Source organism: Pseudomonas coleopterorum, assembly GCF_900105555.1.
Lineage (GTDB): Bacteria > Pseudomonadota > Gammaproteobacteria > Pseudomonadales > Pseudomonadaceae > Aquipseudomonas > Aquipseudomonas coleopterorum.
Genome location: NZ_FNTZ01000001.1, coordinates 3,797,855 through 3,820,807 on the forward strand (window position 1 = coordinate 3,797,855; position 22,953 = coordinate 3,820,807).

Annotated in this window: 23 protein-coding genes; 8 read left to right on the forward strand and 15 right to left on the reverse strand. The window is 62.9% G+C overall.

Features of this window, described 5'->3' with window-relative positions; translation table 11 throughout:
• Positions 1–131: 131 nt before the first annotated feature.
• Entirely contained in the window at positions 132–2,657 is a 2,526-nt protein-coding gene (locus tag BLV18_RS17045) for a sulfite reductase flavoprotein subunit alpha (RefSeq protein ID WP_090360289.1), read from the forward strand.
• Between the two features lie 185 nt (positions 2,658–2,842).
• Here the strand turns inward: BLV18_RS17045 and BLV18_RS17050 are convergent, their stop codons facing one another.
• From BLV18_RS17050 to ptsP, 3 genes are read right to left on the reverse strand one after another with little or no spacing between them, the layout of a single operon-like run.
• The gene (locus tag BLV18_RS17050) at positions 2,843–4,573 is read right to left on the reverse strand and encodes a PTS fructose-like transporter subunit IIB (protein WP_090360292.1); all 1,731 of its coding nucleotides are present in this window, start codon (positions 4,571–4,573) and stop codon (positions 2,843–2,845) included.
• An 11-nt stretch (positions 4,574–4,584) separates the two neighbouring features.
• A complete protein-coding gene (pfkB, locus tag BLV18_RS17055; RefSeq protein WP_090360295.1) occupies positions 4,585–5,526 on the reverse strand; it encodes a 1-phosphofructokinase in 942 nt (313 codons plus the stop codon).
• Positions 5,526–8,399 (reverse strand): phosphoenolpyruvate--protein phosphotransferase, encoded by a 2,874-nt coding sequence (gene ptsP / locus BLV18_RS17060; RefSeq protein ID WP_090360298.1) that lies wholly within the window; start codon positions 8,397–8,399, stop codon positions 5,526–5,528. The genes pfkB and ptsP overlap by 1 nt, the downstream gene beginning before the upstream one ends.
• A gap of 335 nt (positions 8,400–8,734) precedes the next feature.
• On the opposite strand from ptsP, the gene cra reads away from it, so the two are divergent.
• Positions 8,735–9,730 carry a catabolite repressor/activator gene (gene cra, locus BLV18_RS17065; RefSeq protein ID WP_049861171.1) on the forward strand — a complete coding sequence of 332 codons (996 nt, stop codon included), beginning with the start codon at positions 8,735–8,737 and terminating at the stop codon, positions 9,728–9,730.
• Between the two features lie 2 nt (positions 9,731–9,732).
• Positions 9,733–10,521 (forward strand): TatD family hydrolase, encoded by a 789-nt coding sequence (locus BLV18_RS17070; RefSeq protein ID WP_090360300.1) that lies wholly within the window; start codon positions 9,733–9,735, stop codon positions 10,519–10,521.
• Between the two features lie 25 nt (positions 10,522–10,546).
• On the opposite strand, the gene ampE is transcribed toward BLV18_RS17070, so the two are convergent.
• The 3 genes from ampE to BLV18_RS17085 all read right to left on the reverse strand — a co-directional run bounded on the left by ampE (position 10,547) and on the right by BLV18_RS17085 (position 14,257).
• On the reverse strand, positions 10,547–11,383 hold the full coding sequence (gene ampE / locus BLV18_RS17075; protein WP_090360303.1) for a regulatory signaling modulator protein AmpE: 837 nt from the start codon (positions 11,381–11,383) through the stop codon (positions 10,547–10,549).
• Positions 11,380–11,943, reverse strand: a complete 564-nt coding sequence (ampD, locus tag BLV18_RS17080) for a 1,6-anhydro-N-acetylmuramyl-L-alanine amidase AmpD (RefSeq protein WP_090360305.1) — start codon at positions 11,941–11,943, stop codon at positions 11,380–11,382. The genes ampE and ampD overlap by 4 nt, the downstream gene beginning before the upstream one ends.
• Positions 11,944–12,034: 91 nt before the next feature.
• Positions 12,035–14,257 (reverse strand): DUF1631 domain-containing protein, encoded by a 2,223-nt coding sequence (locus BLV18_RS17085; RefSeq protein ID WP_090362376.1) that lies wholly within the window; start codon positions 14,255–14,257, stop codon positions 12,035–12,037.
• Between the two features lie 281 nt (positions 14,258–14,538).
• Here BLV18_RS17085 and nadC point away from each other — a divergent pair, with 281 nt between their 5' ends.
• From nadC to BLV18_RS17100, 3 genes are all read left to right on the forward strand, one after another.
• Positions 14,539–15,387, forward strand: a complete 849-nt coding sequence (nadC, locus tag BLV18_RS17090; RefSeq protein WP_049861167.1) for a carboxylating nicotinate-nucleotide diphosphorylase — start codon at positions 14,539–14,541, stop codon at positions 15,385–15,387.
• Between the two features lie 44 nt (positions 15,388–15,431).
• Positions 15,432–15,686 carry a hypothetical protein gene (locus BLV18_RS17095; RefSeq protein WP_049861166.1) on the forward strand — a complete coding sequence of 85 codons (255 nt, stop codon included), beginning with the start codon at positions 15,432–15,434 and terminating at the stop codon, positions 15,684–15,686.
• A gap of 224 nt (positions 15,687–15,910) precedes the next feature.
• Positions 15,911–16,495, forward strand: a complete 585-nt coding sequence (locus BLV18_RS17100) for an SMI1/KNR4 family protein (protein ID WP_056844289.1) — start codon at positions 15,911–15,913, stop codon at positions 16,493–16,495.
• A gap of 85 nt (positions 16,496–16,580) precedes the next feature.
• Here BLV18_RS17100 and BLV18_RS17105 read toward each other — a convergent pair whose 3' ends face one another.
• The 5 genes from BLV18_RS17105 to BLV18_RS17125 all read right to left on the reverse strand — a co-directional run bounded on the left by BLV18_RS17105 (position 16,581) and on the right by BLV18_RS17125 (position 19,917).
• Complete coding sequence (locus BLV18_RS17105) at positions 16,581–17,354, reverse strand: EAL domain-containing protein (protein ID WP_090360308.1); 774 nt, start codon at positions 17,352–17,354, stop codon at positions 16,581–16,583.
• Between the two features lie 90 nt (positions 17,355–17,444).
• Positions 17,445–18,062, reverse strand: a complete 618-nt coding sequence (locus BLV18_RS17110; protein WP_090360311.1) for a TPM domain-containing protein — start codon at positions 18,060–18,062, stop codon at positions 17,445–17,447.
• Positions 18,063–18,080: 18 nt separating this feature from the next.
• A complete protein-coding gene (locus BLV18_RS17115; protein WP_090360313.1) occupies positions 18,081–18,842 on the reverse strand; it encodes a TPM domain-containing protein in 762 nt (253 codons plus the stop codon).
• Positions 18,839–19,438: a LemA family protein gene (locus tag BLV18_RS17120; RefSeq protein WP_049861160.1), complete on the reverse strand. Its 600-nt coding sequence runs from the start codon at positions 19,436–19,438 to the stop codon at positions 18,839–18,841. Before BLV18_RS17120 ends, BLV18_RS17115 begins: the two co-directional genes overlap by 4 nt.
• Before the next feature lie 260 nt (positions 19,439–19,698).
• Positions 19,699–19,917 (reverse strand): hypothetical protein, encoded by a 219-nt coding sequence (locus BLV18_RS17125; protein WP_043192846.1) that lies wholly within the window; start codon positions 19,915–19,917, stop codon positions 19,699–19,701.
• A 123-nt stretch (positions 19,918–20,040) separates the two neighbouring features.
• Between BLV18_RS17125 and BLV18_RS17130 the strand changes: the two genes are divergently transcribed.
• The gene (locus BLV18_RS17130; protein WP_090360316.1) at positions 20,041–20,220 is read left to right on the forward strand and encodes a hypothetical protein; all 180 of its coding nucleotides are present in this window, start codon (positions 20,041–20,043) and stop codon (positions 20,218–20,220) included.
• A gap of 42 nt (positions 20,221–20,262) precedes the next feature.
• On the opposite strand, the gene BLV18_RS17135 is transcribed toward BLV18_RS17130, so the two are convergent.
• Positions 20,263–20,508 (reverse strand): hypothetical protein, encoded by a 246-nt coding sequence (locus BLV18_RS17135; protein WP_056844110.1) that lies wholly within the window; start codon positions 20,506–20,508, stop codon positions 20,263–20,265.
• Positions 20,509–20,650: 142 nt separating this feature from the next.
• On the reverse strand, positions 20,651–20,914 hold the full coding sequence (locus BLV18_RS17140; RefSeq protein ID WP_049861157.1) for a hypothetical protein: 264 nt from the start codon (positions 20,912–20,914) through the stop codon (positions 20,651–20,653).
• Between the two features lie 161 nt (positions 20,915–21,075).
• Between BLV18_RS17140 and BLV18_RS17145 the strand changes: the two genes are divergently transcribed.
• Positions 21,076–21,849, forward strand: coding sequence for a hypothetical protein (locus tag BLV18_RS17145; RefSeq protein WP_090360318.1), 774 nt, complete (start codon positions 21,076–21,078; stop codon positions 21,847–21,849).
• Here BLV18_RS17145 and BLV18_RS17150 read toward each other — a convergent pair.
• Positions 21,846–22,247, reverse strand: coding sequence for a VOC family protein (locus BLV18_RS17150; protein WP_090360321.1), 402 nt, complete (start codon positions 22,245–22,247; stop codon positions 21,846–21,848). The two genes, BLV18_RS17145 and BLV18_RS17150, sit on opposite strands and share 4 nt — an antisense overlap.
• A 77-nt stretch (positions 22,248–22,324) precedes the next feature.
• On the reverse strand, positions 22,325–22,870 hold the full coding sequence (gene yecR, locus BLV18_RS17155; protein ID WP_090360324.1) for a YecR family lipoprotein: 546 nt from the start codon (positions 22,868–22,870) through the stop codon (positions 22,325–22,327).
• Positions 22,871–22,953 lie beyond the last annotated feature (83 nt).

Sequence of the window (22,953 nt, forward strand, 5' to 3'; positions counted from 1 at the left end):
TCGTTCACGCGACGCAGGGCGTTTTACGTCGCAACGGCAACGAACCGAATCGGTACGGTTGAGACCGATTCTCAGCGCGTGTTGCATAATGCCGTCCGCCTTCCTTTCGATTGGCCCGCCCAAGGTGATCCGTGTTCAAGAACGTCCTCTTCCAGCTGCACTGGTTTTTCGGCATCACTGGTGGCCTGGTGCTGGCCCTGATGGGCATCACCGGCGCGAGTTATTCGTTCGAGGATGAAATTCTGCGCGCGCTCAACCCGCAGAGCCTGACGGTGCAGATCCGCGACACGGGGATCCTGCCTGCCGCTGAGCTGGTGGAGATTCTCGAGCGGCGCCAGGGCAGCAAGGTCGCTGCCTTGCGCGTGGACCTGGTCGAGGGTAGCGCCGCGCGGGTGTCCTTCACTCCGCCGGCGGGACAGCGGCGTGGACCATCGGCCTATTTCGATCCGTACACCGGAGAACTGCAGGGCGAGGTGTTCGGCGAAGGTTTCTTCGACCTGATGCTGGACCTGCACCGCTTCCTGGCCATGGGTGGCACCGGCCGCCAGATCACCGGGGCCTGCACCCTGATGCTGGTGTTTTTCTGCCTCTCGGGCCTGTACCTGCGCTGGCCGCGCAAGGCATTGAACTGGCGCACCTGGCTTACGTTGGATTGGGCCAAGAAAGGGCGCGCCTTCAACTGGGACCTGCACGCGGTGTTCGGCACCTGGTGCCTGCTGTTCTATCTGCTCGCCGCCCTGACCGGCCTGACCTGGTCGTATCAATGGTTCGGCAACGCCGTGAACAGGATGCTCTCCGACACCCCCACCGCCCCGCGCATCGAACGGCGCACGGCCTCGTCTTCCGACGTGGCGCCGGTGGTCGACTACGACGCACTGTGGGCCAATATTCGCGCAGCGGTCGGGCCCGAGCTGAGCGTGATCAATGTGCGCATACCCGGCAATGTCGGTCTGCCGGCGACGGTCTTCTACCTGCGCAAGGATTCGCCGCACGACCGCGCGTTCGGCTTGCTCAGCCTCGACCCCACTACCGAGCAGATCAAGGACATCCAGCGTTACGAAGACAAGTCGCTGAAGGCGCAACTGCTGACCAGCATCTATGCCCTGCACGTGGGTAGCTACTTCGGGCTGGTCGGGCGCATTCTGATGATGCTGGCCAGCCTGACGATGCCGTTGTTCCTGATCACCGGCTGGTTGCTGTACCTGGATCGGCGCCGCAAGAAGCGCCAGGTGCGCCTAGCGCGCGATGCCTTGAACGTGCAGGACGATGCCTCTGCAGGTTGGTTGGTCGGCTTTGCCAGCCAGAGCGGCTTCGCCGAGCAATTGGCATGGCAAACCGCCGGGCAATTGCAGTCGGCGGGCCACAGCGTTCAGGTCCGCGCCTTGGGTCAGGTGGACGAAGCGCAGTTGCAGCAGGCCGACAGGGTCTTGTTCGTGGTCAGCACCTTCGGCGACGGCGAGGCGCCCGATACCGCCCGCGGCTTCGAGCGCAAGGTGCTGGGCAGTGCCTGCGCCCTGCCCGGCTTGCGCTACGCCGTGCTGGCCCTGGGCGACCGGCAATACCAGCAGTTCTGCGGTTTCGCCCACCGTCTCGATCAATGGCTCGATGCCCGGGGTGCGCAGCCGCTGTTCACCTCGATCGAGGTGGACAACGCCGACCCGGCGGCCTTGCAGCAGTGGCAGCAGCAACTGAGACTGCTGACCGGGGGTGTGGCACAGGCCGTATGGCAGGCACCGGCATTCAGCCCGTGGACCTTGGTCGAACGTCAGCTGTTAAACCCCGGCAGCTCAGGCGATCCGGTCTACCGCATCGCCTTGCGCAACGATGGTCAAGCCCAGTGGGAGGCTGGCGATCTGGTTGATGTGCTGCCGCGCAACGGCCGCCTGGCCATCGAACAGTGCCTGTCGGGGCTGGGCCTGGAGGCGTCGACCCCGGTCTGGGTCGATGGCCTGCAGGAGCCGCTGGGGCAAGCGTTGGCCAGCCGCCAGCTTCCAGCCAGCCGCAGTCATCTGGTCGGGCTTCATGCGCAGGCGCTGGTGGACGCGCTGATACCCATCACGGTGCGCGAGTATTCCATCGCCTCCCTACCCGGCGACGGTCGCCTGGAACTGATCGTGCGTCAGCAACGGCACGACGACGGTGGTTTGGGGCTGGGTTCGGGCTGGCTGACCGAGTACGCTGAACTGCATGGCGCAGTCAGCCTGCGCTTGCGACGCAATGCGGGGTTTCATCTGCCGCAGGAGCCAGTGCCGGTGATTCTGATCGGCAACGGCACCGGTCTGGCAGGCTTGCGCAGCTTACTCAAAGCGCGCATCGAACAGGGACAACAGCGAAACTGGTTGTTGTTCGGCGAGCGCAACCGGGCCCATGACTTTCACTGCCGGGAGGAGTTACTGGGGTGGTTGGCCAGTGGTGACCTTGCGCGCTTGGACGTGGCGTTTTCGCGTGATCAGGCGCACAAGGTGTATGTGCAGGATCGGCTGCGCGAGGCGGATGACGAGTTGCTGGAATGGGTGGAGAACGGCGCGGTGATCTACGTGTGCGGAAGCCTGCAGGGGATGGCCAGCGGCGTGGATCAGGTGCTGACCGATGTGTTGAGCCGCGAACGCCTGGATGTCCTCATCGAAACCGGCCGCTACCGCCGCGACGTCTATTGACCCACCGCGTCGGCGGTGCGTGCGGTGTATCTGGAAAACCGCGTCAAGGCCGGACGCGGCTTGCGCCGCTGCTACAGGGGATCGGGGTATTTCTGTAGCAGCGGCGCGAGCCGCGTCGGCGGTGCATGCGCTGTCTCTGGCTCACCGCGGTGAGGCCGGACGCGGCTTGCGCCGCTGCTACAGGGTCAGGCTTTTGCCGGTTCTACGGCAATTTCTTGGATCTCCGGCTTTTTGATCACGGCATACACGACCGCGGTCAACAGGGCACCGGCGACGATGGCCATCAGATACAACAAGGCATGGTTGATCGCGTTCGGAATCAGCAACACGAACAAGCCACCGTGCGGCGCCATCAGCTTGCAGCCGAAGTACATCGACAATGCACCGGTCAAGGCCCCACCGACAATGCTCGCCGGAATGACCCGCAACGGGTCCTTGGCGGCGAACGGGATGGCGCCCTCGGAAATGAAGCACAACCCCAGCACCAACGCCGCCTTGCCCGCCTCACGCTCGGTCTGGGCGAATTTGCGCCGGGCGAAGAAGGTCGCCAGCCCCAGACCAATCGGCGGCACCATACCCGCCGCCATGGTTGCGGCCATTGGCGCATAGCTCTGCGACGCCAGCAGCCCCACCGAAAACGCATACGCCGCCTTGTTGATCGGCCCGCCCAGGTCGACGCACATCATCGCCCCCAGCAGCACCCCCAGCAGCAACGCGTTGGTGGTGCCCATGCTGTCGAGGAACGTCGTCAGACCTGCCAGCATTCCAGCCACCGGCTTGCCGACGACATAGATCATCACCAGGCCCGTGAACAGACTGGCCAACAGGGGAATGATCAGGATCGGCTTCAAGGCTTCCAGACTGGCCGGCAGCTTCGCATAGCGGTTGATCGCCTTGGCCGCGTAACCGGCAATGAAACCCGCCGCGATACCACCGATGAAGCCGGCACCCAAGGTGCTCGCCAGCAAACCACCGATCATGCCCGGTGCAAGCCCTGGACGGTCGGCGATGGAATAGGCGATGTAGCCCGCCAGCAACGGCACCATCAGCTTGAACGCGGCTTCGCCACCGATTTGCATCAAGGCGGCCGGCAAGGTGCCGGGCTCCTTGAACGCCTCGATACCGAACACGAACGACAGCGCGATCAGCAAGCCCCCCGCCACCACCATTGGCAGCATGAACGACACACCGGTCAACAGGTGCTTGTAGACGCCGGTCTTCTCCTGCTTCTTGGGCGCACCGGCAGCACTGCCGGTGGATTCCACTTCACCTTCGGCGAGCGCTTTGTTGAGGGTCGCTTGAGCCTGTTTCAGGGCAATGCCGGTGCCGCAGCGATAGATCTTCTTGCCGGCAAAACGCTCGGTGGCCACTTCGATATCGGCGGCCAGCAACACCACGTCGGCCTCGTCGATGGCCTGCACGCTCAACGGGTTGCGCGCGCCCACCGAGCCCTGGGTTTCCACCTGCAACTCGTAGCCCAACTGCTTGGCGCCCTGCTGCAACGCTTCGGCCGCCATGAAGGTGTGCGCGACCCCGGTCGGGCAGGCGGTGACCGCCACCAGACGCGGTGCACGCGACGCCGTTGCGGCTGCCGCCGGCGCGGCTGCGTAGGGCTTGGCCTGTTCGGCAGCCTGCCGCAGAAAGCCGTCGACATCCTGCAGGGCGTGGGCCGGGCTGCTCTGGAACAGACGCTTGCCGACGAAACGGCTCAGGTCCATGGCGCCGGTGTTGACCACCAGCACCCAATCCGCGGCTTCGATATCGGCCTCGGTCAGACGCTGCTCGGGGTTTTGCGGGTCGAACACTTCAACGCTGGTGCTCCAACCCTGGCGACGGGCCGCCGCGTCGAGCAGACGTGCGCTCAAGACGCTGGACACCCGCCCGCTGGGGCACGCGGTGACAATAGCTAGTTTCATCTTCAACCCTCTTATTGTTCTGTCAGCGGACGTACACTGACGCCGCTTTCAAGCCGCGCCAGGTGCGCGGCATCACTGATTCCGAAGCCGATCTGCGTCACCGCCATGGCGGCGATCGCGGTGGCCGTGCGCAGGCTGTGTTCCGGCGTCCGTTCGCTGAGCAGACCGTGTACCAGCCCGGCCAGCAACGAGTCCCCGGCACCTACGGTACTGGCCACGTCGACGGTGGGCGGCAAGGCCTGCAAGGCCAGGTCGGCCGCGAACCAATTGACGCCGCGCTCGCCCTGGGAAATCACCACGTTGCCGACCCCGTCGGCCAACAGGCGCTGGGCCGCAGCGGACTGCTCGGCAGGCGTTTCCACCGAGCTGCCGAGCACCTCGGTGAGCTCATGGGTATTGGGCTTGACCAGCCATGGACGGGTCAGCAAGCCGGCGCGCAGGGCCGCGCCACTGGTATCGAGCGCCACTTTGAGGCCCATGCGCGCAAGCGCTTCGAGCAGCGCCTGGAACCACTGCGGATTCACCCCACGCGGCAAGCTGCCAGCGACCACGACCGCATCGTGCCCCGGCGCAATGTCCTGCAGACGAGCCAACAGCGCCGCCTGGGCCTGGTCGTCGACCACCGGACCCGAACCGTTGACGTCGGTGACACGGCCACTGCGCTCGGCCAGTTTGATGTTGCTGCGCGTCTCACCCGGCACGCGAATGAACGCATCGGTAAAACCGCGCTGCGCGAACAGCGCCTCGAACGGCTGCGCATTGGCGTCGCCGAGAAAACCACTCACGGTCACCTGATGGCCAAGGTCGGCCAGCACTTGGGCGACATTGAGGCCCTTGCCAGCGGCGTGACGGTGCAGGGCATTGCTGCGATTGACTTCGCCCAGTTCCAGGCCGTCGATCTCCACGGTCAGGTCCAACGCCGGATTGAGCGTCAGGGTCAGGATGCGTGCCATCAAGATTTCTCCACCAGGGCACGCACCTGCGTGGCGGTGCCCAACCCGAGCGCATGCCGGGCCAATTGTTGCGCGTGGCTGAGCGTCAGCTCGCGTATCCCCGCCTTGACCTCGGCAATGCTGCGCGCCGAGACACTCAATTCATCCACACCCAGGCCGACCAGCAACGGCACAGCCAACGGGTCGGCTGCCAGCTCACCGCAGACGCCGACCCATTTGCCGTAGTCATGGGCTGCACGCACGGTGATGTCGATCAATTGCAGTACGGCCGGGTGCAGGCCATCGGCCTGGGCCGACAAGGTCGGGTGGCCACGGTCGATGGCTAAGGTGTACTGAGTAAGGTCGTTGGTGCCGATGCTGAAGAAGTCGACCTCCCGGGCCAGTACCGGAGCCAGCAAGGCCGCCGATGGCACTTCGATCATGATGCCCAGTTGCAGGTCCTTGACCGGAATCTCGCGACGCACGCGCTCGGTCATGTCCTTGGCCTGGCGCCACTCTTCGACACTGCCGACCATGGGGAACATGATCCGCAGCGGACGGTTGTCGGCGGCGCGCAGCAGCGCGCGCAGCTGGCCTTCCATCACGTCGGGGCGCTGCAGCGTGAGGCGAATGCCGCGCACACCCAGGAACGGGTTCTCTTCCTTGTCGATCGGCCAGTACGGCAACGGCTTGTCGCCGCCCACATCGAGGGTGCGTACCACCAGCGGTCGACCTTGCAGGCCATCGAGCACACGGCGGTACTCGGCTTCCTGCACGGCCTCATCCGGGGCTTGCGAATGGGCCATGAAAATCAGCTCGGTGCGCAGCAAGCCAACGCCCTCGGCGCCCTGCTCCACCGCCTTGGCAACACCGGCGCTTTCGCCAATGTTGGCGAACACTTCCACGGCGTGCCCGTCGAGGGTCACCGCGCTTTCCATGCGTCGCTCGGCCGCGGCCTGCAGGCGCTGCTCGCGGCGATCACGGTCGGCCAGGGCACGTTCCAGCACCTCGGGCGCCGGGGCCACGGTCAACAGGCCGCGCTGACCGTCGATCAGCAGCGCCGTACCGGCAGCGATCTGCAACACGCCTTCGCCTGCGCCGACCACGGCCGGAATGCCCAGAGCACGCGCGACGATGGCGCTGTGCGCCGTGGCACCACCGCGCGCGGTGAGAATCCCGGCCACACGAGCCGGGTCAAGACGGGCCACATCGGAAGGACCGACCTCGTCCATCACCAGAATGTAGGCTTCCTTGGGCTCTTCCAGCGTCGGTACGCCGCACAGTTGTGCCAGCACGCGGCGACCGATGTCGCGCAGATCGGCTGCGCGCTCGGCCAGCAGGGCATCCTGCAGCGCTTCCTGTTGCACGGCGGCAGCCTCGATCACCGTGTTCCAGGCTGCCGCAGCACTTTCACCCTGCTGCAGACGCGCGGCGACTTCATCGGTCAGCGCCGGGTCGTCGAGCATTTCCTGGTGAGTGACGAAGATCTCGCGGATGGCCTGCGCCTGGGCGCGCTGGATCAGCCCTTCGATGTCCTGACGCACCTGGCCCAGGGCCGCCTGCAGACGCTCGCGTTCGAGCGCCACGGATTCACCGCGCTGGGGATATTCGAAATCGTGCAGCACCTGGATGTGCGCCGGCCCCATGGCGATGCCGGGGGCAGCGGCGACGCCCTGGACCTGGGCCCCGGTGCGCGGTGCCTGCGGCTTGGCCTTGGGCGCCTTGGCGACCGGTGCCTGCTGCGGCGCCGCTTCGGTGACCGCTGGCAGCGGCTCCACTTCTTCGCCCAGGCCTTCCTCGATGGCCTTCAGCAGCGCTGGCAGGGCGTCGTCTGCAATGGTAGGTTCAGCCACCAGTTCCAGGGTCTGGCCGCGCTGCGCACCGAGGCTGAGCAGCTTGCTCAGGCTCTTGGCGGACACGGCAAGGCCGCCGGACTCGACCACCCGCAAGCGGATCTCGCCGTCGAAGCTCTTTGCCAGTTGCGCCAGGATCTTCGCCGGGCGGGCATGCAGGCCATGGGCGTTGGCCAGTACGATACGCGCACTGGGCCAGTCGGCTGGCAGCTCGCCACCAAGCGCTTCGAGCACTGCCCGCGTGCTGGTGGCGCCGCCCAATTCGTTGCCGCGGCCTTCGATCAGCAAGGCGCACAAACGTTCGAGCAGTGCCTGGTGGGCTTCACCCAGACTCGCCAGGCAGAACAGACCGGTCAACGGCTGGCCCAGGTAACGCAGAGGCTTGTCCGGAGTGACGAACGCCAGGCCTGGACGCTTGACCGTTTGCTCGCTGTGCAGCCACCACAGGCCATCGCCCAGCGGCAGCGCTTCGACCTGCTGCAGCAGTGCCGCGAAACCATTGCTTACACAATCGGCCTGGCGCAACAGACGCGCACCGCGCCAAACCAGCTCTTCGAAATCTTCGGCCATCACCCCCAGGCTGATCATCTGCGCATCCAGCGCCAATTCCTGCGGCGCCCCCTGCAGCAGTTTCAGCAGCGCTGGCGCATCGCTGGCCCGACGCAACGCTTCACCCAGGTCGGTTTCACCCAGTGCGCGGGTCAGCAATTGCAGCAGGCGCAGGTGTTCGTCGGATTTGGCGGCAATGCCGATGGCCAGGTAAACCATCTGGCCGTCGCCCCAATCCACGCCTTCGGGGAATTGCAGCAGGCGCACGCCGGTGGTGAACACCAGGTCGCGGGTATCGGGCGTACCGTGGGGAATGGCGATGCCTTGGCCAAGAAAGGTCGAGCCTTGAGCTTCACGCGCTTGCAAGCCGGCCAGGTAACCTTCGGCCACTAAACCATCGGCAACCAGCTTGTCGGCGAGCAATTGCAGGGCGGCGGGTTTATCCACGGCACTCTGGCCCATGGATATCTGCTCTATAGTGAGCTCCAGCATTGCCTCTCTCCTTTACAGCGGCGGCAGCGCGCTGAGGTATTGTTGTGAAGTTTGAGCATAGAGCACCGATGGGTGGGCTTTGTGCTCTCGATACGTCCGGCCTGCGTTGCCGAGGGTAAGGGTGAGACCTCGACGAGAGATGTTTTACGGCAGGAAACGCGCGGGCTGAAACGTTTAATCTAGAATGCAGCGCACGTTACTCGATAATCTTCCATGATTGAAGTCCAACCTGTCGGTTACGTTGCCTGATCACGGCCCGACGCAACCTGACCAACGATGAATAAGCGCGTTCCAGCTGCTCTGGCTCCGGCGCGCCGACCACAAGGAATCAACGGTTGAAACTCAGCGATATTGCTCGCCTGGCTGGCGTCTCGGTCACTACGGCCAGTTACGTCATCAATGGCAAGGCTGCCCAACAACGCATCAGCAAGGCGACGGTGGCACGCGTCGAAGCCATCGTCCAGGAACAGGGCTTCACGCCCAACCCCCAGGCGGCCGGTCTGCGCAGTCGGCACACGCGAACCCTGGGCTTCATCCTGCCGGACCTTGAAAACCCCAGCTACGCGCGCATCGCCAAGCGGCTCGAACAGGGTGCTCGCGCCCACGGCTATCAACTGCTGATCGCCAGTTCCGATGACGACGCTGCCAGCGAACTGCAGTTACTGCAACTTTTTCGCGCCCGCCGCTGCGACGCGCTGTTCGTCGCCAGTTGCCTGCCGGCCAGTGACGACAGTTACCGCGAGTTGCAGGCCAAGGGCACGCCGGTGATCGCCATCGACCGGATGATGGACCCGGCGCAGTTCTGTTCGGTCATCAGCGATGACCGCAACGCCAGCCTGCAATTGACCCAGAGCCTGCTGCTGCCCAAGCCACGGCACATCGCTCTGATCGGCGCTCGGTCAGAGCTGAGCATCAGTCAGGCACGAACCGAGGGCTTCAATACCGCGCTGGCCGATTTCGACGGCACGGTGCTGGTCGAGCACAGCGAATATTTCAGTCGCGAAGGCGGCCAGCAGTCCATGCTCGCCCTGCTCGACCAGCTTGGCCACCTGCCCGATGCACTGGTGACCACCTCCTACGTCCTGCTGCAGGGTGTGTTCGACGTCCTGCAGCAGCGCCCGCTGGATTCCCAGGCGCTGCACCTGGGCACGTTCGGCGACACCCAGCTGCTGGACTTTTTACCGCTACCGGTCAATGCGATGGCCCAGCAGCACGACATGATCGCCAGCAAGGCTTTGGAACTGGCCCTGGCCGCCGTTGAACAAAAGCACTACGAGCCCGGTGTGAATGCCCTGGCGCGGACCTTCAAACAGAGGATTCACGAGGCCTGATCGTGCGCTTGATCGACACTCACACCCACCTGGATTTTCCCGACTTCGATGCCGATCGCCCGCGCGTGCTGGACAGCGCTGCGGCGCGAGGCGTGGAACGGGTGGTGGTCCTGGGCGTGCACCAGGCCAACTGGCAACGGGTGTGGGACCTGGCCCTGGCGGATGAGCGGGTGTACGCGGCCTTGGGCCTGCACCCGGTGTTTCTTGAAGAACATCAGCCCGACCATGTGAAAGCACTGCGCGACTGGCTGGAACGGTTGCACGGACACCCCAAGCTCTGCGCCATTGGCGAGTTCGGTCTGGATTACTACCTCAAGGATCTGGATCGAGAACGGCAGCAGACGCTGTTCGAGGCGCAGTTGAAACTTGCGGCAGATCTGGCGCTGCCGGTGCTGCTGCATGTGCGCCACAGCCATGCCGCCGTGATTGCGACGCTGAAGCGTTTCAAGCTGCCGCGGGCCGGTGTCATCCATGCGTTTGCCGGCAGTTGGGAGGAAGCGCGAGAGTACCTGAAGCTGGGCTTCAAGCTGGGCCTGGGTGGCGCGCCGACCTGGCCTCAGGCGTTACGCATGCACAAGGTGCTGCCGCGTTTGCCGCTGGACGCCATCGTCCTGGAAACCGATGCGCCGGACATGGCGCCAGCGATGCATCCGGGTGTACGCAACAGCCCGGAGCATTTGCCGGACATCGCCGAAGCGTTGGCGCGGATCATCGGCACCGAGCTTCAGACCCTGGCCGCTGCGAGCACCCAGAATGCCAATGCCCTGTTCGGCTGGCCCGATGGGCAGTAACCCCTGACGCGATGAACCTGAAAAATCACGCCAGAACCGAAACCACCGCCAACACCGCATACCACAACACCCCGGCCCGCACGACCATTTGCCAGAGGCTGTCCAGCGTTTCCACGCCTGCCGGCCCTACCACCGGCGTAGGCACATCGCCTGCCACACGACCGACCCGGTCGATCAGTGTCGCTGCGCCAATTTCCCAGCTGAGCACTTCGTGCAACATCACTCGGCTCACTGCCACGAAGTTGCCCACCAGGGCGAAGCTGGCTGCCAGCAGGCGGACCGGCAGCCAGTCCAGGGCATGACGCAGGCGCTGCGCCCGCAACGCCACTGCGGGATGCCGAGACTGCTCGGCCACCAAGGCCACCAGCCGATAGATCAGCGCCGCCACAGGGCCCAGCGCGGCGTACCAGAAGATCACCGCGAAAAAGCTTTGATAGGCCTCCCACAGCAGATGGCCTTGCACCTTCTGCAGCAGGCTGCTGCCATCATCGGCAAGAACACCCATGTCACGCTCGGCCACATGCACTGCCGCCTGGGTATCTTCACGGCGCCAGGCGTCGCGAAACGGCCCCAGCCCTACGGTAACGTCACCACGGCCCAGGCTGTAGATCAGCACCAGCAGATGCACCGGCAACGCCAGCAAGCCATACGCGACCGGCTGCAAGACATACAGCAGTAACGCCAGCAGCAGCGCCGGCAGTGCCACGCTGACACCCAGCACCAGCCATGGCTCGCGCGCCAGGCCCGACCGCGCCTCTAGCCGGTGCAGTTCACCAAGGAAGAACCCATCACGTTGCACGCGCTGGCGCAGACCGGAAAACTTCTCCGCCAGCAAGACCAACAGCAGCACCAGAAAGATCATCGAGCATCCTCTTCATTGAGCAAGGCGGCACGGTAACGTGCCCAATCGAAACAGGGGCCGGGGTCGGTCTTGCGACCCGGGGCGATATCGCTGTGGCCGCAGATCCGGTCCAGGCTCAATGCCGGAAAGCGCTCCAACAACAGCCGGGTCACGGTGACGAGCGCCTCGTACTGGGCATCGGCGAAGGGCTGATCATCGGTGCCTTCCAGTTCGATGCCTACCGAAAAATCATTACAGTTTTCGCGGCCGTCGAACAACGACACCCCAGCGTGCCAGGCGCGGTCCAGGCAAGAGACGAACTGCGTCACCCCGCCGTCGCGCTCGATCAGAAAGTGCGCGGACACCCGCAGGTGGGAAATCCCTTCGAAATAGGGATGCTCAGTGACATCGAGACGGTTCTGGAAGAAGGCCTGCACCTTGCCCGTGGCAAATTGCGCGGGCGGTAGGCTGATGTTGTGGATGACCAACAGCGAGACTTCGCCGTCAGGGCGCTCGTTGAAGTTGGGCGAGGGACAATGCCGAGCGCCTTCGCACCATCCCGTGAAACCGTTCAACCGCATCTGGAGTCCTGCTGGCCAATCAAGGAGCCCCAGTATGAACTCTCAGACCTGAGAAGTCAGACCCAGGAAGACGGCCTGCACCCAGGGCCGGTCAATTCGCCTTGAGCTTGCGCAGGTTGGTGACCACTGAATCCAGTGCCCGGTCGAACAGCAGGGTGTCATCGAGCACTCGCACGGTACCGCGGCGGAACTCGACCGCCAGCCCCATGCGAGTTTTTTCCAGCACCTTCATGCCAGTACGGTTGACGAACACATACTTGCCCGAGGTCTCGATGATCGCGGTCAGCTTGCAGCGCAGCTTGAACTCTTCGTTTTCCTGCAGTTCCACCCACGTGCCGACGCGCAGCTTGTCGACCTGCAGCAGGCCTGGGTCATCCTCCGGAAGACGCAGCAGGGCTTCACCATCGGCGGTTTCACCGACCGGTGCCAGGACGATCTCCTCGACCACCTGCACCAGCGACTCGTCGCCGTTCGAAGTCCCCTCGACATCCGCCAGTTCGCGCTGGAATGCCTGGACATGCAGCACTTCCAGCTGGCTGAAGAATTCACTGGTGGCGAACGGATCGAACGCGGTGCTGGTGAGGCCGTCGCGCAGGGACTTGAGCAGACCCGGCACCAATTCCAGCAGGCGCATGCGCATATCCGGGTCATCGTGAGGCTCGACGCTCCAGATCAAGTCGTCGACAGTCGCCAATGCCGCCTGCCACTCTTCCGAGTTGGCCCCATGCTTCAGGCACACCAGCAACAGCACGCGGCTCCACGCGTCCTGCAGCAGATTGACCACCACCAGCGGCAGCGTGCGGCCCAGCAAGCGGCTATTGAGTTCCTTCTCCACCAGATGACGTGCAAGGTCCGCGCGGGCTCGGCCTTCTTCGGCATCGCGGGTGCGCTGTTCGAGCAACTCGCTGCGGCGGCGCTCGTCATTGCTGAAGGCAAGGAAATCGACCAGCAGTTCGGAGAACAGCGAGGTGTCGTCGACGAAATCGTTGAGCAGGCGCTGGACGATCTGCTCGATCCGCAAATACAAGGCATCGCGCTGGTAATCGTCGCGGCTGCCCCACCCCATCGCCGCCGAGGCGATTTCGTTGAGCAGGCGCCGGGCCGGGTGGGCGCCACGGCTGAAGAAACTCTTGTCCAGCACTGCGACCTTGAGCATGGGAATCTGCAGACGCGCGATCAGGGCCTTGAGCGAGTCAGGCAGATTGCGATCGTCGAGAATGAATTCGAAGAGCATGGCAACGAGGTTGATGACGTCCTCGTCCACCACCCCCACCACGCGAAACTTGCCGCTCTTGACGCTGACGCGGGTCAGCAATTGCTCCAGTTGTTGGCGCAGGTCGTAATCGTTCTGCGGCGCCTGCTGGGGAACGTGATGCTGCAGATGAGACAGCAGGCGCATCAGGTCGCTGGTCGAGATCGGCATGGCCTCGCTGGGCGGCTCCATCTTCGGCGCCATGCTGCCACGCAGATCGTGCAGCAGATCCTGCAGGGCCCCGAACACTTCCTGCACACTTTCATCGCGCTGGGCAGGCTTGCTCGGTGCTTCGGTGCGCGTTTCCGGTTCGACGGCCGCGGGGCGCGCACGGTCGCTGGAGCGATCGGCGGCGCGACGGGCCGGCGCGGCCTTGAGCTCGGGCAAGATTCCGGCGGCGATAAGCAACTGATTGGCCTCGGAGTAGAGCTGATCGGTATCGGTCAGGACGTATTTTTCGAACAGCTTGAGGATGATCAGCTTGACCTTGATCTCCACGCCCAGGCTGCGCCCGGCTTGAAGGAAATAGTCGCAGAGCATGACCGGGCCAAGGGGATTGGTGGAATCATCCAGGCGGCGCGTGAGCAGCACGTTCAAACGGGTGGTCAACTGGCCAAGGGCGAAGCTGTCACGGCTCAGCACCTTGCTGACCATGGCGTCCAGCGCCACGGTGCGCTCAAGCTCGTCGTTGGGCACCAAGGCCAGCTTGTCGTAGCTCAGCGGCGCAGGTGCATTGGTGTCGGCCGTGTCGTACTGACCCACGCGCACGAAGCTTTCGTAGAATTTCTCGAGGAAGCCGCGCTCGATGCTCTTGCGCTTGAGGCGCAAGTCGCGCATGGCTTCGAAGAAGGTGTTCTGATCGACGTTGTTCAACGCCCGGTCGGCCATTTCGAAAAGGGTGTCGTCAGCGTTGTCGAACAACACCTGAAGGGCCTGCTTGAGTTGCAGCGCGGCTTTGTCGCGCACCTGCAACAGGACGACAGGCAGGCGCACACTGGCAGGCTGGCTCGCTGGATCGACGGCCGCCTTGTTCAGTGAAACCACTTTCCCATCGTTCGCCATCAAGAACCCCCCACCCACGAAAAAGAACGTCGACATCCCTGCCAACCACGTGACGTCATCGCCCACCTGACCTCACAGACAGTGATCTCTGACTACCAAGGTGACAAGCAGTTCAGCGAGCACGGAGCTAAGTAGAAGATTGACCGTAAATAACCTGAAAAGCTCATCCAAGCCGACCAAATGCATCTCTTTTTGCACCACATTACGGCGCCAGGCGCAGGGCTTCGCTCCGAGCCGCGCAGTATCCTATAATCCGCCCCACTTTGCCGATGGAGCGCGTCATGCCCAATCTTCGTCTTGCCGATCTGACCGCTGAAATCGAAGCCAACGTGCGCCGTGCGTTGTTCGAAGATGTGGGCAGCGGCGATATCACCGCGCAACTGATCCCGGCCGAGCGCCTGGCCAAGGCCACCATCATTACCCGCGACACCTGCACCATCGCCGGCACCGCCTGGGTCGATGCCGTGTTTCGTCAGCTCGACCCCCGCGTGGCAGTGCATTGGCAGGTAGTGGACGGGCAGCAGGCACAAGCCAACCAGCCGTTGTTTCACCTCGAAGGCCCGGCACGGTCGCTACTGACCGGAGAGCGCAGTGCGCTGAATTTTCTGCAACTGCTGTCGGCCGTCGCCACCCGCGCGCAGTCGTTCGCCGAGCGGGTTGCCCACACTCAGGTCAAACTGCTGGACACGCGCAAAACCCTGCCGGGCCTGCGCCTGGCGCAAAAGTATGCAGTGACCTGCGGCGGTTGCCACAACCACCGCATCGGCCTGTACGATGCATTCCTGATCAAGGAAAACCACATCGCCGCGTGCGGCGGCGTGGCACAGGCGATCACGGCCGCGCAACGCATCGCACCGGGCAAGCCCGTGGAAATCGAGGTCGAAAGCCTGGACGAGTTGCGCGAGGCACTGGCCGCGGGCGCCGACATCGTCATGCTCGACGAGCTGAGCCTTGCGGACATGCGCGAAGCGGTGAGCATCAATGCCGGCCAGGCCAAGCTCGAAGCCAGCGGCGGCATCAATGATTCGACCTTGGTCAGCATTGCCGAAACGGGTGTGGACTACATCTCGATTGGCACCCTGACCAAGGATGTAAAAGCGGTAGACCTGTCCATGCGCCTGAGCCTGTGACAGCCCACATAGATATCGACCAGCAAAGGTATGGAGTTTTCGCAGTGACCAGCACATCCACCCAAGGCGCCCACCAGGTCTACATCGTTCGCATCGACGGCACCCGTTTCGGCCCCTTCGAATCTTCCCTGGAGCCCAACAAGGCCCTGATCTACGAGGTGACCCTCAATGCTGGCGCCGGCGATCGCATCGAACTGCACGACGCCGCCGGAGACGTGCAGACCCACGTCATTTCCAACACCCACTTCCAGCCCCAGATGAGCGACGTCCCCGCGCACTACACCGTCCGCTGGCGCTGACACCCCCGCTGGCCTCTATGCAAGCAGGTCCTGTGAGAGCCGGTCCTGTGGAAGCAGACCCTGTGGAAGTAGACCCTGTGGGAGCGGGCTCTGCCCGCGAAGAGGCCAGTAGCCCCCCTACACATCCCAAGCCCCCAACAAATCCCCCAAACAGTAAATTCCCTTGACTCCCCCCCACGAATCGCCCAATGGTGCTCAAACAAAACCCGCGTAAGGAAGCAGCCTTGAGCATCGTCGAACAGTTTCACTCAGGCCTCAAAGCCGCCCTGCCCGCCGCCAGCCTTGACGAACTCGCGTTCGCCACCGGCGCCTCTTCCACCCAACTGGATGCGCTCAAAGAAGTCTACCCCGACTGCCCGGACAGCCTCCTGCACCTGCTTGCCAAGGTGAACGGCACGCACTGGCAGAAGTATGAAAAAGGCGAAGTTTCGGTACTCATCCTGGGCTCCGACATCGCCGAGTACCCGTACTACCTGCGCTCGGTCGAGCAGATCCTCGAAGACCGCACCGCCAACGACAAAAGCATTGCCGACATCTACGACGACCTGTTCCTGGAAAACCCGGACATGGTCGACAAGCGCATCGATGCCGATGTCATCCTGGGCGAACGGCTGTGCTTCTCGCACTGCATGAACAATGGCGGTACTTCCACGCTGTTCATCGACTTCAACCCCACGAGCAAAGGCACCAAAGGCCAAGTGATCCGCTTCGTCCACGACCCGGACGAATACGTGGTCATCGCCGACAGCTTCGACGCCTACCTGAAGATGCTGATCGACGACAAGTTTGCGTTCATTCTCGAGGATTGATGTGGAATAAGGGGCAAGTGAACACTTGCCCTGACCTTCAGCGCTGGCGTATATCGCTTACAGGTGTTCTGGTCCAGCCTTTCGCTCAATGCTTGAGCGGTAGCTTGCCAATGGCAGGACGGGCGAACAGGAAGCCTTGTTGCAGGTCGATTCCCAACCCCTGCAGGGCCGTGCTTTCGCCGACGGTTTCCACGCCCTCGGCCACGACGGTGATGTTCAACTTGCCGGCCACCAGTACGATCCCCGCCACGATGGCTTGGCGCACGGCGTCATGATCCAGGTCGCGAGTCAGTGCCATGTCGATCTTCAGCACCTTGGGCTGGAAGGTCGCCAGCAGGTTCAGGCCCGAATACCCTGACCCGAAGTCATCGATCGCCGTGACGAATCCCTGTTTCTCGTATTCGCTGAAGATCGACTGCAAATGCAGCGGGTCGTCTACACGCTCGCCTTCGGTCACTTCGAACATCAGCCGATTCAACGGAAAGCCGAATTCGCGGGCTGCCTCGAGGGTGGCGCGGATGCACGTTTCAGCGCGGTAGACAGCCTTGGGCAGGAAGTTGATGCTGAGCAGGCAGTCGGGGAGGTCCAGCAGACCCCAACGGGTGGCCAACTCGATGGCCTTGACGCGGCAGGACTGGTCGAAACGGTAGCGATTGCCGTCGTTGACCTGGCTCAGGATGCTGTACGCAGACTCACCGTTGATGCCACGCACCAGGGCTTCATAGGCCCATGGCTGCCCGCTGCGCACGTTGAGGATCGGCTGGAATGCCATGGTGAAGTCAAAACCCAGGGCATCCAGGTTTCGACAGTCGGAGCAGCCAACCGCTTTGAACGGTTGAGGGAAAATGATCGGGCTCATGGCGAGGCTCCGTGGGCAAAGTGCGAATGATAGCGTAATGCCACTTTGACAGCTCGTAACCTCGTTAGGTCCATTGGCAGGGCTGAGCGGTCAGCCCAGCACGACCAACCGATCAGGCAACTCGTTGCGAGGATGGGTTACAGGTACGTGTTCACGTAATACCTCACCGCAGGCCTGGATACAACCCACGAATCCTTCCATCGTTTCACCCCGCTTGACCCGCGCGGTGAACGCCTCGACGATCGCACCCCAGGTGTCATCGCCAATTCGGCTGGAAATCCCCTCGTCCACCAGAATTTCCACGTACCGTTCCGCCTCCGAAACGAAGATCAACATTCCCGTCGCGCCCTGGGTGTGGTGCAACTTGCGCTCCAGGAACTGCCGACGGGCCATGTTGGCCGCCCGCCAGTGACGCACACGGCGCGGCACCAATGCCGTGGTCAATGCAGGAATGCGGAACAGCAGCCCCATCACGATGAAGGTCGCCCACTGCGCCAGCAACAACTGGTGAGCATTCAGCCAACCAGGGTAATAGTTGATCAGGCCCGGCACCAACAAGGCGATCAGCCCCGCCCACAGCAACGGAATGTAGGTGTAGTCGTCGGATTGCGGTGCGAGCACCGTGACCAGTTCGGCGTCGGTGTGCAGTTCGGCCTCGGCAATGGCCGTGGCCACGCGCTTTTGCGCGCTTTGGTCCAGTAATGTCATGCTGCGTACCTGCTCGATTTACCAGCCACCCGATGCACCCCCGCCGCCGAAGCCGCCGCCACCGCCACCAAAACCACCACCGCCGCCGCCGAAACCACCGCCGCCACGACCGCCGCCGAGCACACTGCCCAGCACCGCACCGGTGAGTACCGAACCGCCACCACCGCCTCGACCGCCACGTCCGCCTCCCCCACCACGGATCATCACTATCACGATGATGATCAAGATGAGAAACGCCGGCCACGGCAAGCGCTGCTGCTCCTGACCTTGACCCTGCGCATTGCTGCGCTGGGGCTCGGCCAGTGGATCACCGCCCAGCACCTGCAACATGGCGGCCGCGCCAGCACGAATGCCACCGGCGAAATCGCCCTGGCGGAACGACGGCACGATCACGTTATTGATGATGATGGAAGACTGCGCATCGGTCAGCTGCCCTTCCAGACCGTAACCCACCTCGATGCGCACCTTGCGCTCGGCCTTGGCCACGATCAGCAGGGCGCCATTATCCTTGCCCTTCTGCCCGATGCCCCAGGCGCGTCCGAGTTGATAGCCGTAGTCGGCGATGTCCGTGCCTTGCAGATCCGGTACGGTCACCACCACGACCTGCTCGGAGGTCGCCTGCTCGTGCGCTTCGAGCATCTGGCTGAGCTGACTGCGGGTCTGCCCGTCGAGCAGGCCCGCCTGGTCCACCACCCGGCCGCTGAGCGCTGGAAACTCCAGCGCTCCGGCGGTGGCGACCCACAACAGCATCAGCAGCGGCAGGCACCGCCATGGCTTCATTGGAACTTCACGCTCGGCGCTTGCTCGGCATTGGGTGCCGTGGCCTTGAAGTTCTCGCGAACCTTCTGGTCACGGTACATGGTCATCTGCCACAGCTTGCCGGGGAAAGTGCGGATCTCGGTGTTGTACTTCTCGACCGAGGCGATGAAGTCACGACGTGCCACTGCGATGCGGTTTTCGGTCCCTTCAAGCTGCGACTGCAAGGCCAGGAAGTTCTGGTTCGACTTCAGGTCAGGATAGCGCTCGACAGTGACCATCAAACGGCTCAAGGCACCGCTGAGTTGCTGCTGGGCCTGGTCGAACTGCTGCAGCTTGGCTGGATCGTCCAGGGTATTGGCATCGACCTGGATCGAGGTGGCCTTGGCCCGCGCTTCGATCACCCGGGTCAGGGTGTCCTGTTCCTGCTTGGCGTAACCCTTCACCGTTTCCACCAGATTGGGAATGAGGTCGGCCCGACGCTGGTACTGGTTCTCCACCTGAGCCCAGGCTGATTTCACCTGTTCGTCATATTGCGGAATGTTATTGATGCCGCAACCACTGAGCAGCGTGGTGAACATCAACACGGTCAGCAGCCGTGTGCGCAGAGAAATGGTCATGGCGGGGTCAAGCTCCTTGGAAGGCAGCGCAACAAGGCGCTGCAACGCGCCGACATCCGGTTCGGGTCGACGCTTGAATAAGAGAGGTTAGCAGGCCTGGGTGGGCGAAACGCCAAATCGCAGGCAAAGAAAAGCCCGCCGACGGGGAGGAAAGCGGGCTTGAAGAAGGAGCAAGGTCAACATTACGCCCGAGAATGTGAACACCGCGTGAAACGGATGTGAACGGACAGTTAGCTGCACTTTTCTCCTTTTTCACAACATCAACGCCCGTCTGCGATCTTGCGTTCGATCTCGGCGGTCTTGCGCTGCAAGGTCTCGGCGTCCTGCTCTTTCTCCTTGATGGAGGTCGGCGTGATGACCTTGTCGACGCCTTCGGTCGCCGGGGTTTCGTTCTCGATATCGCGCTCGACCACGTTCACGGGCTTGCCGCTCGCGTCGAGGGTCGGAGCTTTTGGCTGGATTTCATCGCGTGTGGTCATGGTAGGAAGCCTCTGATGTTAGGTAACGATTCGAGGCTTTGCAGGCGAGGTAAGTTCCTGTGCACAACTTTTGACCGCACGTTACCCACAGGCACGGGTCACAGTTTCTTTGGGAGGAAAACCATGGCCATTTCAGTGAAGAAACTCGAAGGCGATGACGTCCCCGAGCAATACCGTGCACAGGGCATGGACCTGGTGTTTCAAGTACAGGACGCCGAGGGCGAACTGCACATCCGCACCAACGACGAGGAGGCCGCCGCCCTGGCGGTGGAGTTCAGCGAAAAGGACCAGCCCAGCAAGTGACCGTGGATGGCCTGTACAGCCTTGCCGACGTGCATCCCCGGCCTAACGGCTGAGCAACCAGACCCCGGCGCAGATCAATCCGGCCAGCAACGTACCGCCGAACAAGGCGTACTCCAGCTTGGTGCGATTCAGCGAGTCGATTACCTGCTCGATGTAGACCTCGATGTCAGCCGCTCGGCGGCGCATCTCCAGACCTTCGATAATGTCCTGCACCCGCGCATCGAGCAGTGGCGAGACGCACAGGTAGACCGACGCGTAACTGGCGAGAATGATAAGAAGGTACTTCACGGTTGGCTTCCTTGCCCAAAATACAATGCGGGCTCATGCGCGGTCGACAGACGCGGTGGAAACGATACAGGTCGAAGCGAACAATCGCCATGGCGGGTACGCTCGCTTCGATTACGCCTGCCGATCGCGTCACACCCTGCCGTCACAAATGCTTTTTCGCCTCCTTGTCGAGGTGTTTGTCTGCCTTGTGCCGCTCATCATCGTCATGTTTGAGGCCTTTATCGACCTCGGCGGCGTCGTGTTTGACGCCTTTGTCGATTTCCTTGGCATCGTGCTCGACACCTTTGTCGAGTTCACGATTGTCGTGACGAATGCCCTTGTCCAGTTCATCTTCAGCCTGCGTGGCAGGCGCCACGGCACAGATCAGCAGCAAAGCGGTAGCGATTGAAGGGACCCACTTACCCATGGCAACACTCCTGTTTGAACGGCTGGAACCACTGACTCCATCGACCCTAACGGTAGTAGATGCCCACAAACCGCGCCAGAGTGCGCCAGACAGATGACCGTCAACACATCGGGCTATCGAATCCTGTAAAACGTACGAACCAAAAACAACGAAACACACCCATGACCGTCTTCTACCTCAAGCTGCTCATCACCCCACTGCTCATGCTCTCGATGTCCATCGCCGCCAAACGCTGGGGCACCCACGTCGGTGGCTTGCTCTCGGGGCTTCCGGTGACTTCGGCCGTGGTGATGCTGTTTCTCAGCCTTGAACAAGGCCCTGGATTCGTAGCGATGGCCGTACCGGGCGCGCTGGCGGGCGTTGCGGCGATCCAGGCGACCTACCTGTTCTACCTCACCGTGACCCGGCGCCTTTCGGCATTCCTCGGCTGCGTGGCAGCGCTGGCCTTCTACGTGGTTGCCGCCTTGCTCATGAACTGGCTGGGCTCACTCCCGGCGTCCATCGCGGTCACCCTGTGCCTGATCGTCGTACTGATCATGGCCACCTCAAAGACCGGCGAGCGCCCGGCAAAACCGGTTCCGCTGCCCAGCTGGATCATCCCGATGCGGATGCTCACCGCCACCCTGCTGCTCCTGCTGATCACCGCCGGCGCACAGTGGCTGGGCCCCGTCGTCAGTGGCTACCTGGCGCCCATCCCCATCATCGCGTGGCCGCTGGCCGTGTTCGCCCACGTCCAGGGCGGACGCCAGGAACTCGCCGCCATCGTGCGAGGCAACGCCATTGGCGCCGTCGGCGTGATCGGCTTCTACCTCAGCCTGCAGGGGATGGTGATGCAACTGGGCATACTGCCCGCCGTCGCGACGGGCGTGGTCTTGGCCGTGGTGATCACGGCCGTCGTCGCGCGACTGGCCAACCTGCACCGGAAAGCGGCCTAGGCCATATCCGAGGTGTGCACAAAACATAACTTGTTGCCCTCGGGATCCCGGCAATAGGCCCCGAAATAGTCCTGCGCATACTGCGGCCGCAAACCCGGCGCCCCCTCGTCCGTCCCGCCGTTATCCAACGCCGCCTGCCACGCGTCCCGCACCTGCTGCTGTGACTGCGCCGCAAAACTCACCTGCATGCCGTTGCCCCACGTGGCTGGCAGGCCGTTGAACGGAAGCTGGACGTAGACCTGAGGCCAGGACCTGCCCGGCCGCTGCCAACCGGCGCCGTCTGGACCGCCGTCGTTTTCGTCGGGGATGCGGATGAGGCCCAGGGTTTGGAGGACGTGGTCGTAGAAGGTGAGCATCTTTGGGAGATCGCGGGCGCCGATTTGGATGTGGCTGAACATGGGGGGCTCCTGGGCATGTCGTGTGGGCTATGCGTGAGAGCAACCGAGCGGGACAGCTTCTGCCCTGCCTCGATTCACTACTGCGCCATGATTGCCTGATATCTCTTTTGATATTCGTCGTAAGGCAAGTTCTGCTGCATCAGCAAATCGATCTGCCGTTCGCGGTATTCAGAGGACGATAAGGGCGCAGGCGCGGTACTGGGCGCGGCTTGGTAGGGTGCTGTCGCCTGTCGCGCAGGGACAGCAGCAGGAGCTTGGCTTGGGCCAAGGTAGTTAAGTGGCGCAGATACGCTGCCGAGGTTGCCAAGGCATTGGTATTTCTTCGATACACGCCATGCGGAACAGTCGCCGTAGCCGCGTCTGAGCGTGCATTCCTGGTTTGTTCCGCCAAAAGGCTCTGCGTCGACATAACCCCATAAAGAACACTTGGAGCGGGCGATGGCGTACGCCTGCTGCTGATCAACCACGGGGGTTTCGAAGCTACTGAATTCGTACGCAACGTCAATGACGCCATCTGCGCGACTTCCGCCTGTGGCTTGGAAGTCCTTGTGCGTGGCGCAACCTGCAAGGGTCGCCAAAAACACGAAAGCCGCTGTTCGGCGGCTGAGGTTTAGGAGAGGCATGTGATATCCGTATTCTGAGCTCTCGAGGAGCGGTATCGCATCAGTCTCGCAAGGCCTCAAGATCCAAGGTCTGCAAAGATTGT

Bases quoted from the DNA above. Each gene is read 5' to 3' on its own strand.
- nadC (WP_049861167.1), top strand. From the start codon at position 14,539: ATGCCCAATCTTCGTCTTGCCGATCTGACCGCTGAAATCGAAGCCAAC.
- BLV18_RS17105 (WP_090360308.1), bottom strand. From the start codon at position 17,354: ATGAGCCCGATCATTTTCCCTCAACCGTTCAAAGCGGTTGGCTGCTCC.
- pfkB (WP_090360295.1), bottom strand. From the start codon at position 5,526: ATGGCACGCATCCTGACCCTGACGCTCAATCCGGCGTTGGACCTGACC.
- BLV18_RS17125 (WP_043192846.1), bottom strand. From the start codon at position 19,917: ATGACCACACGCGATGAAATCCAGCCAAAAGCTCCGACCCTCGACGCG.
- BLV18_RS17130 (WP_090360316.1), top strand. From the start codon at position 20,041: ATGGCCATTTCAGTGAAGAAACTCGAAGGCGATGACGTCCCCGAGCAA.
- BLV18_RS17115 (WP_090360313.1), bottom strand. From the start codon at position 18,842: ATGAAGCCATGGCGGTGCCTGCCGCTGCTGATGCTGTTGTGGGTCGCC.
- BLV18_RS17085 (WP_090362376.1), bottom strand. From the start codon at position 14,257: ATGGCGAACGATGGGAAAGTGGTTTCACTGAACAAGGCGGCCGTCGAT.
- BLV18_RS17110 (WP_090360311.1), bottom strand. From the start codon at position 18,062: ATGACATTACTGGACCAAAGCGCGCAAAAGCGCGTGGCCACGGCCATT.
- BLV18_RS17050 (WP_090360292.1), bottom strand. From the start codon at position 4,573: ATGAAACTAGCTATTGTCACCGCGTGCCCCAGCGGGCGGGTGTCCAGC.
- yecR (WP_090360324.1), bottom strand. From the start codon at position 22,870: ATGCCTCTCCTAAACCTCAGCCGCCGAACAGCGGCTTTCGTGTTTTTG.
- BLV18_RS17145 (WP_090360318.1), top strand. From the start codon at position 21,076: ATGACCGTCTTCTACCTCAAGCTGCTCATCACCCCACTGCTCATGCTC.
- BLV18_RS17140 (WP_049861157.1), bottom strand. From the start codon at position 20,914: ATGGGTAAGTGGGTCCCTTCAATCGCTACCGCTTTGCTGCTGATCTGT.
- BLV18_RS17150 (WP_090360321.1), bottom strand. From the start codon at position 22,247: ATGTTCAGCCACATCCAAATCGGCGCCCGCGATCTCCCAAAGATGCTC.
- BLV18_RS17120 (WP_049861160.1), bottom strand. From the start codon at position 19,438: ATGACCATTTCTCTGCGCACACGGCTGCTGACCGTGTTGATGTTCACC.
- ampD (WP_090360305.1), bottom strand. From the start codon at position 11,943: ATGCGGTTGAACGGTTTCACGGGATGGTGCGAAGGCGCTCGGCATTGT.
- ampE (WP_090360303.1), bottom strand. From the start codon at position 11,383: ATGATCTTTCTGGTGCTGCTGTTGGTCTTGCTGGCGGAGAAGTTTTCC.
- ptsP (WP_090360298.1), bottom strand. From the start codon at position 8,399: ATGCTGGAGCTCACTATAGAGCAGATATCCATGGGCCAGAGTGCCGTG.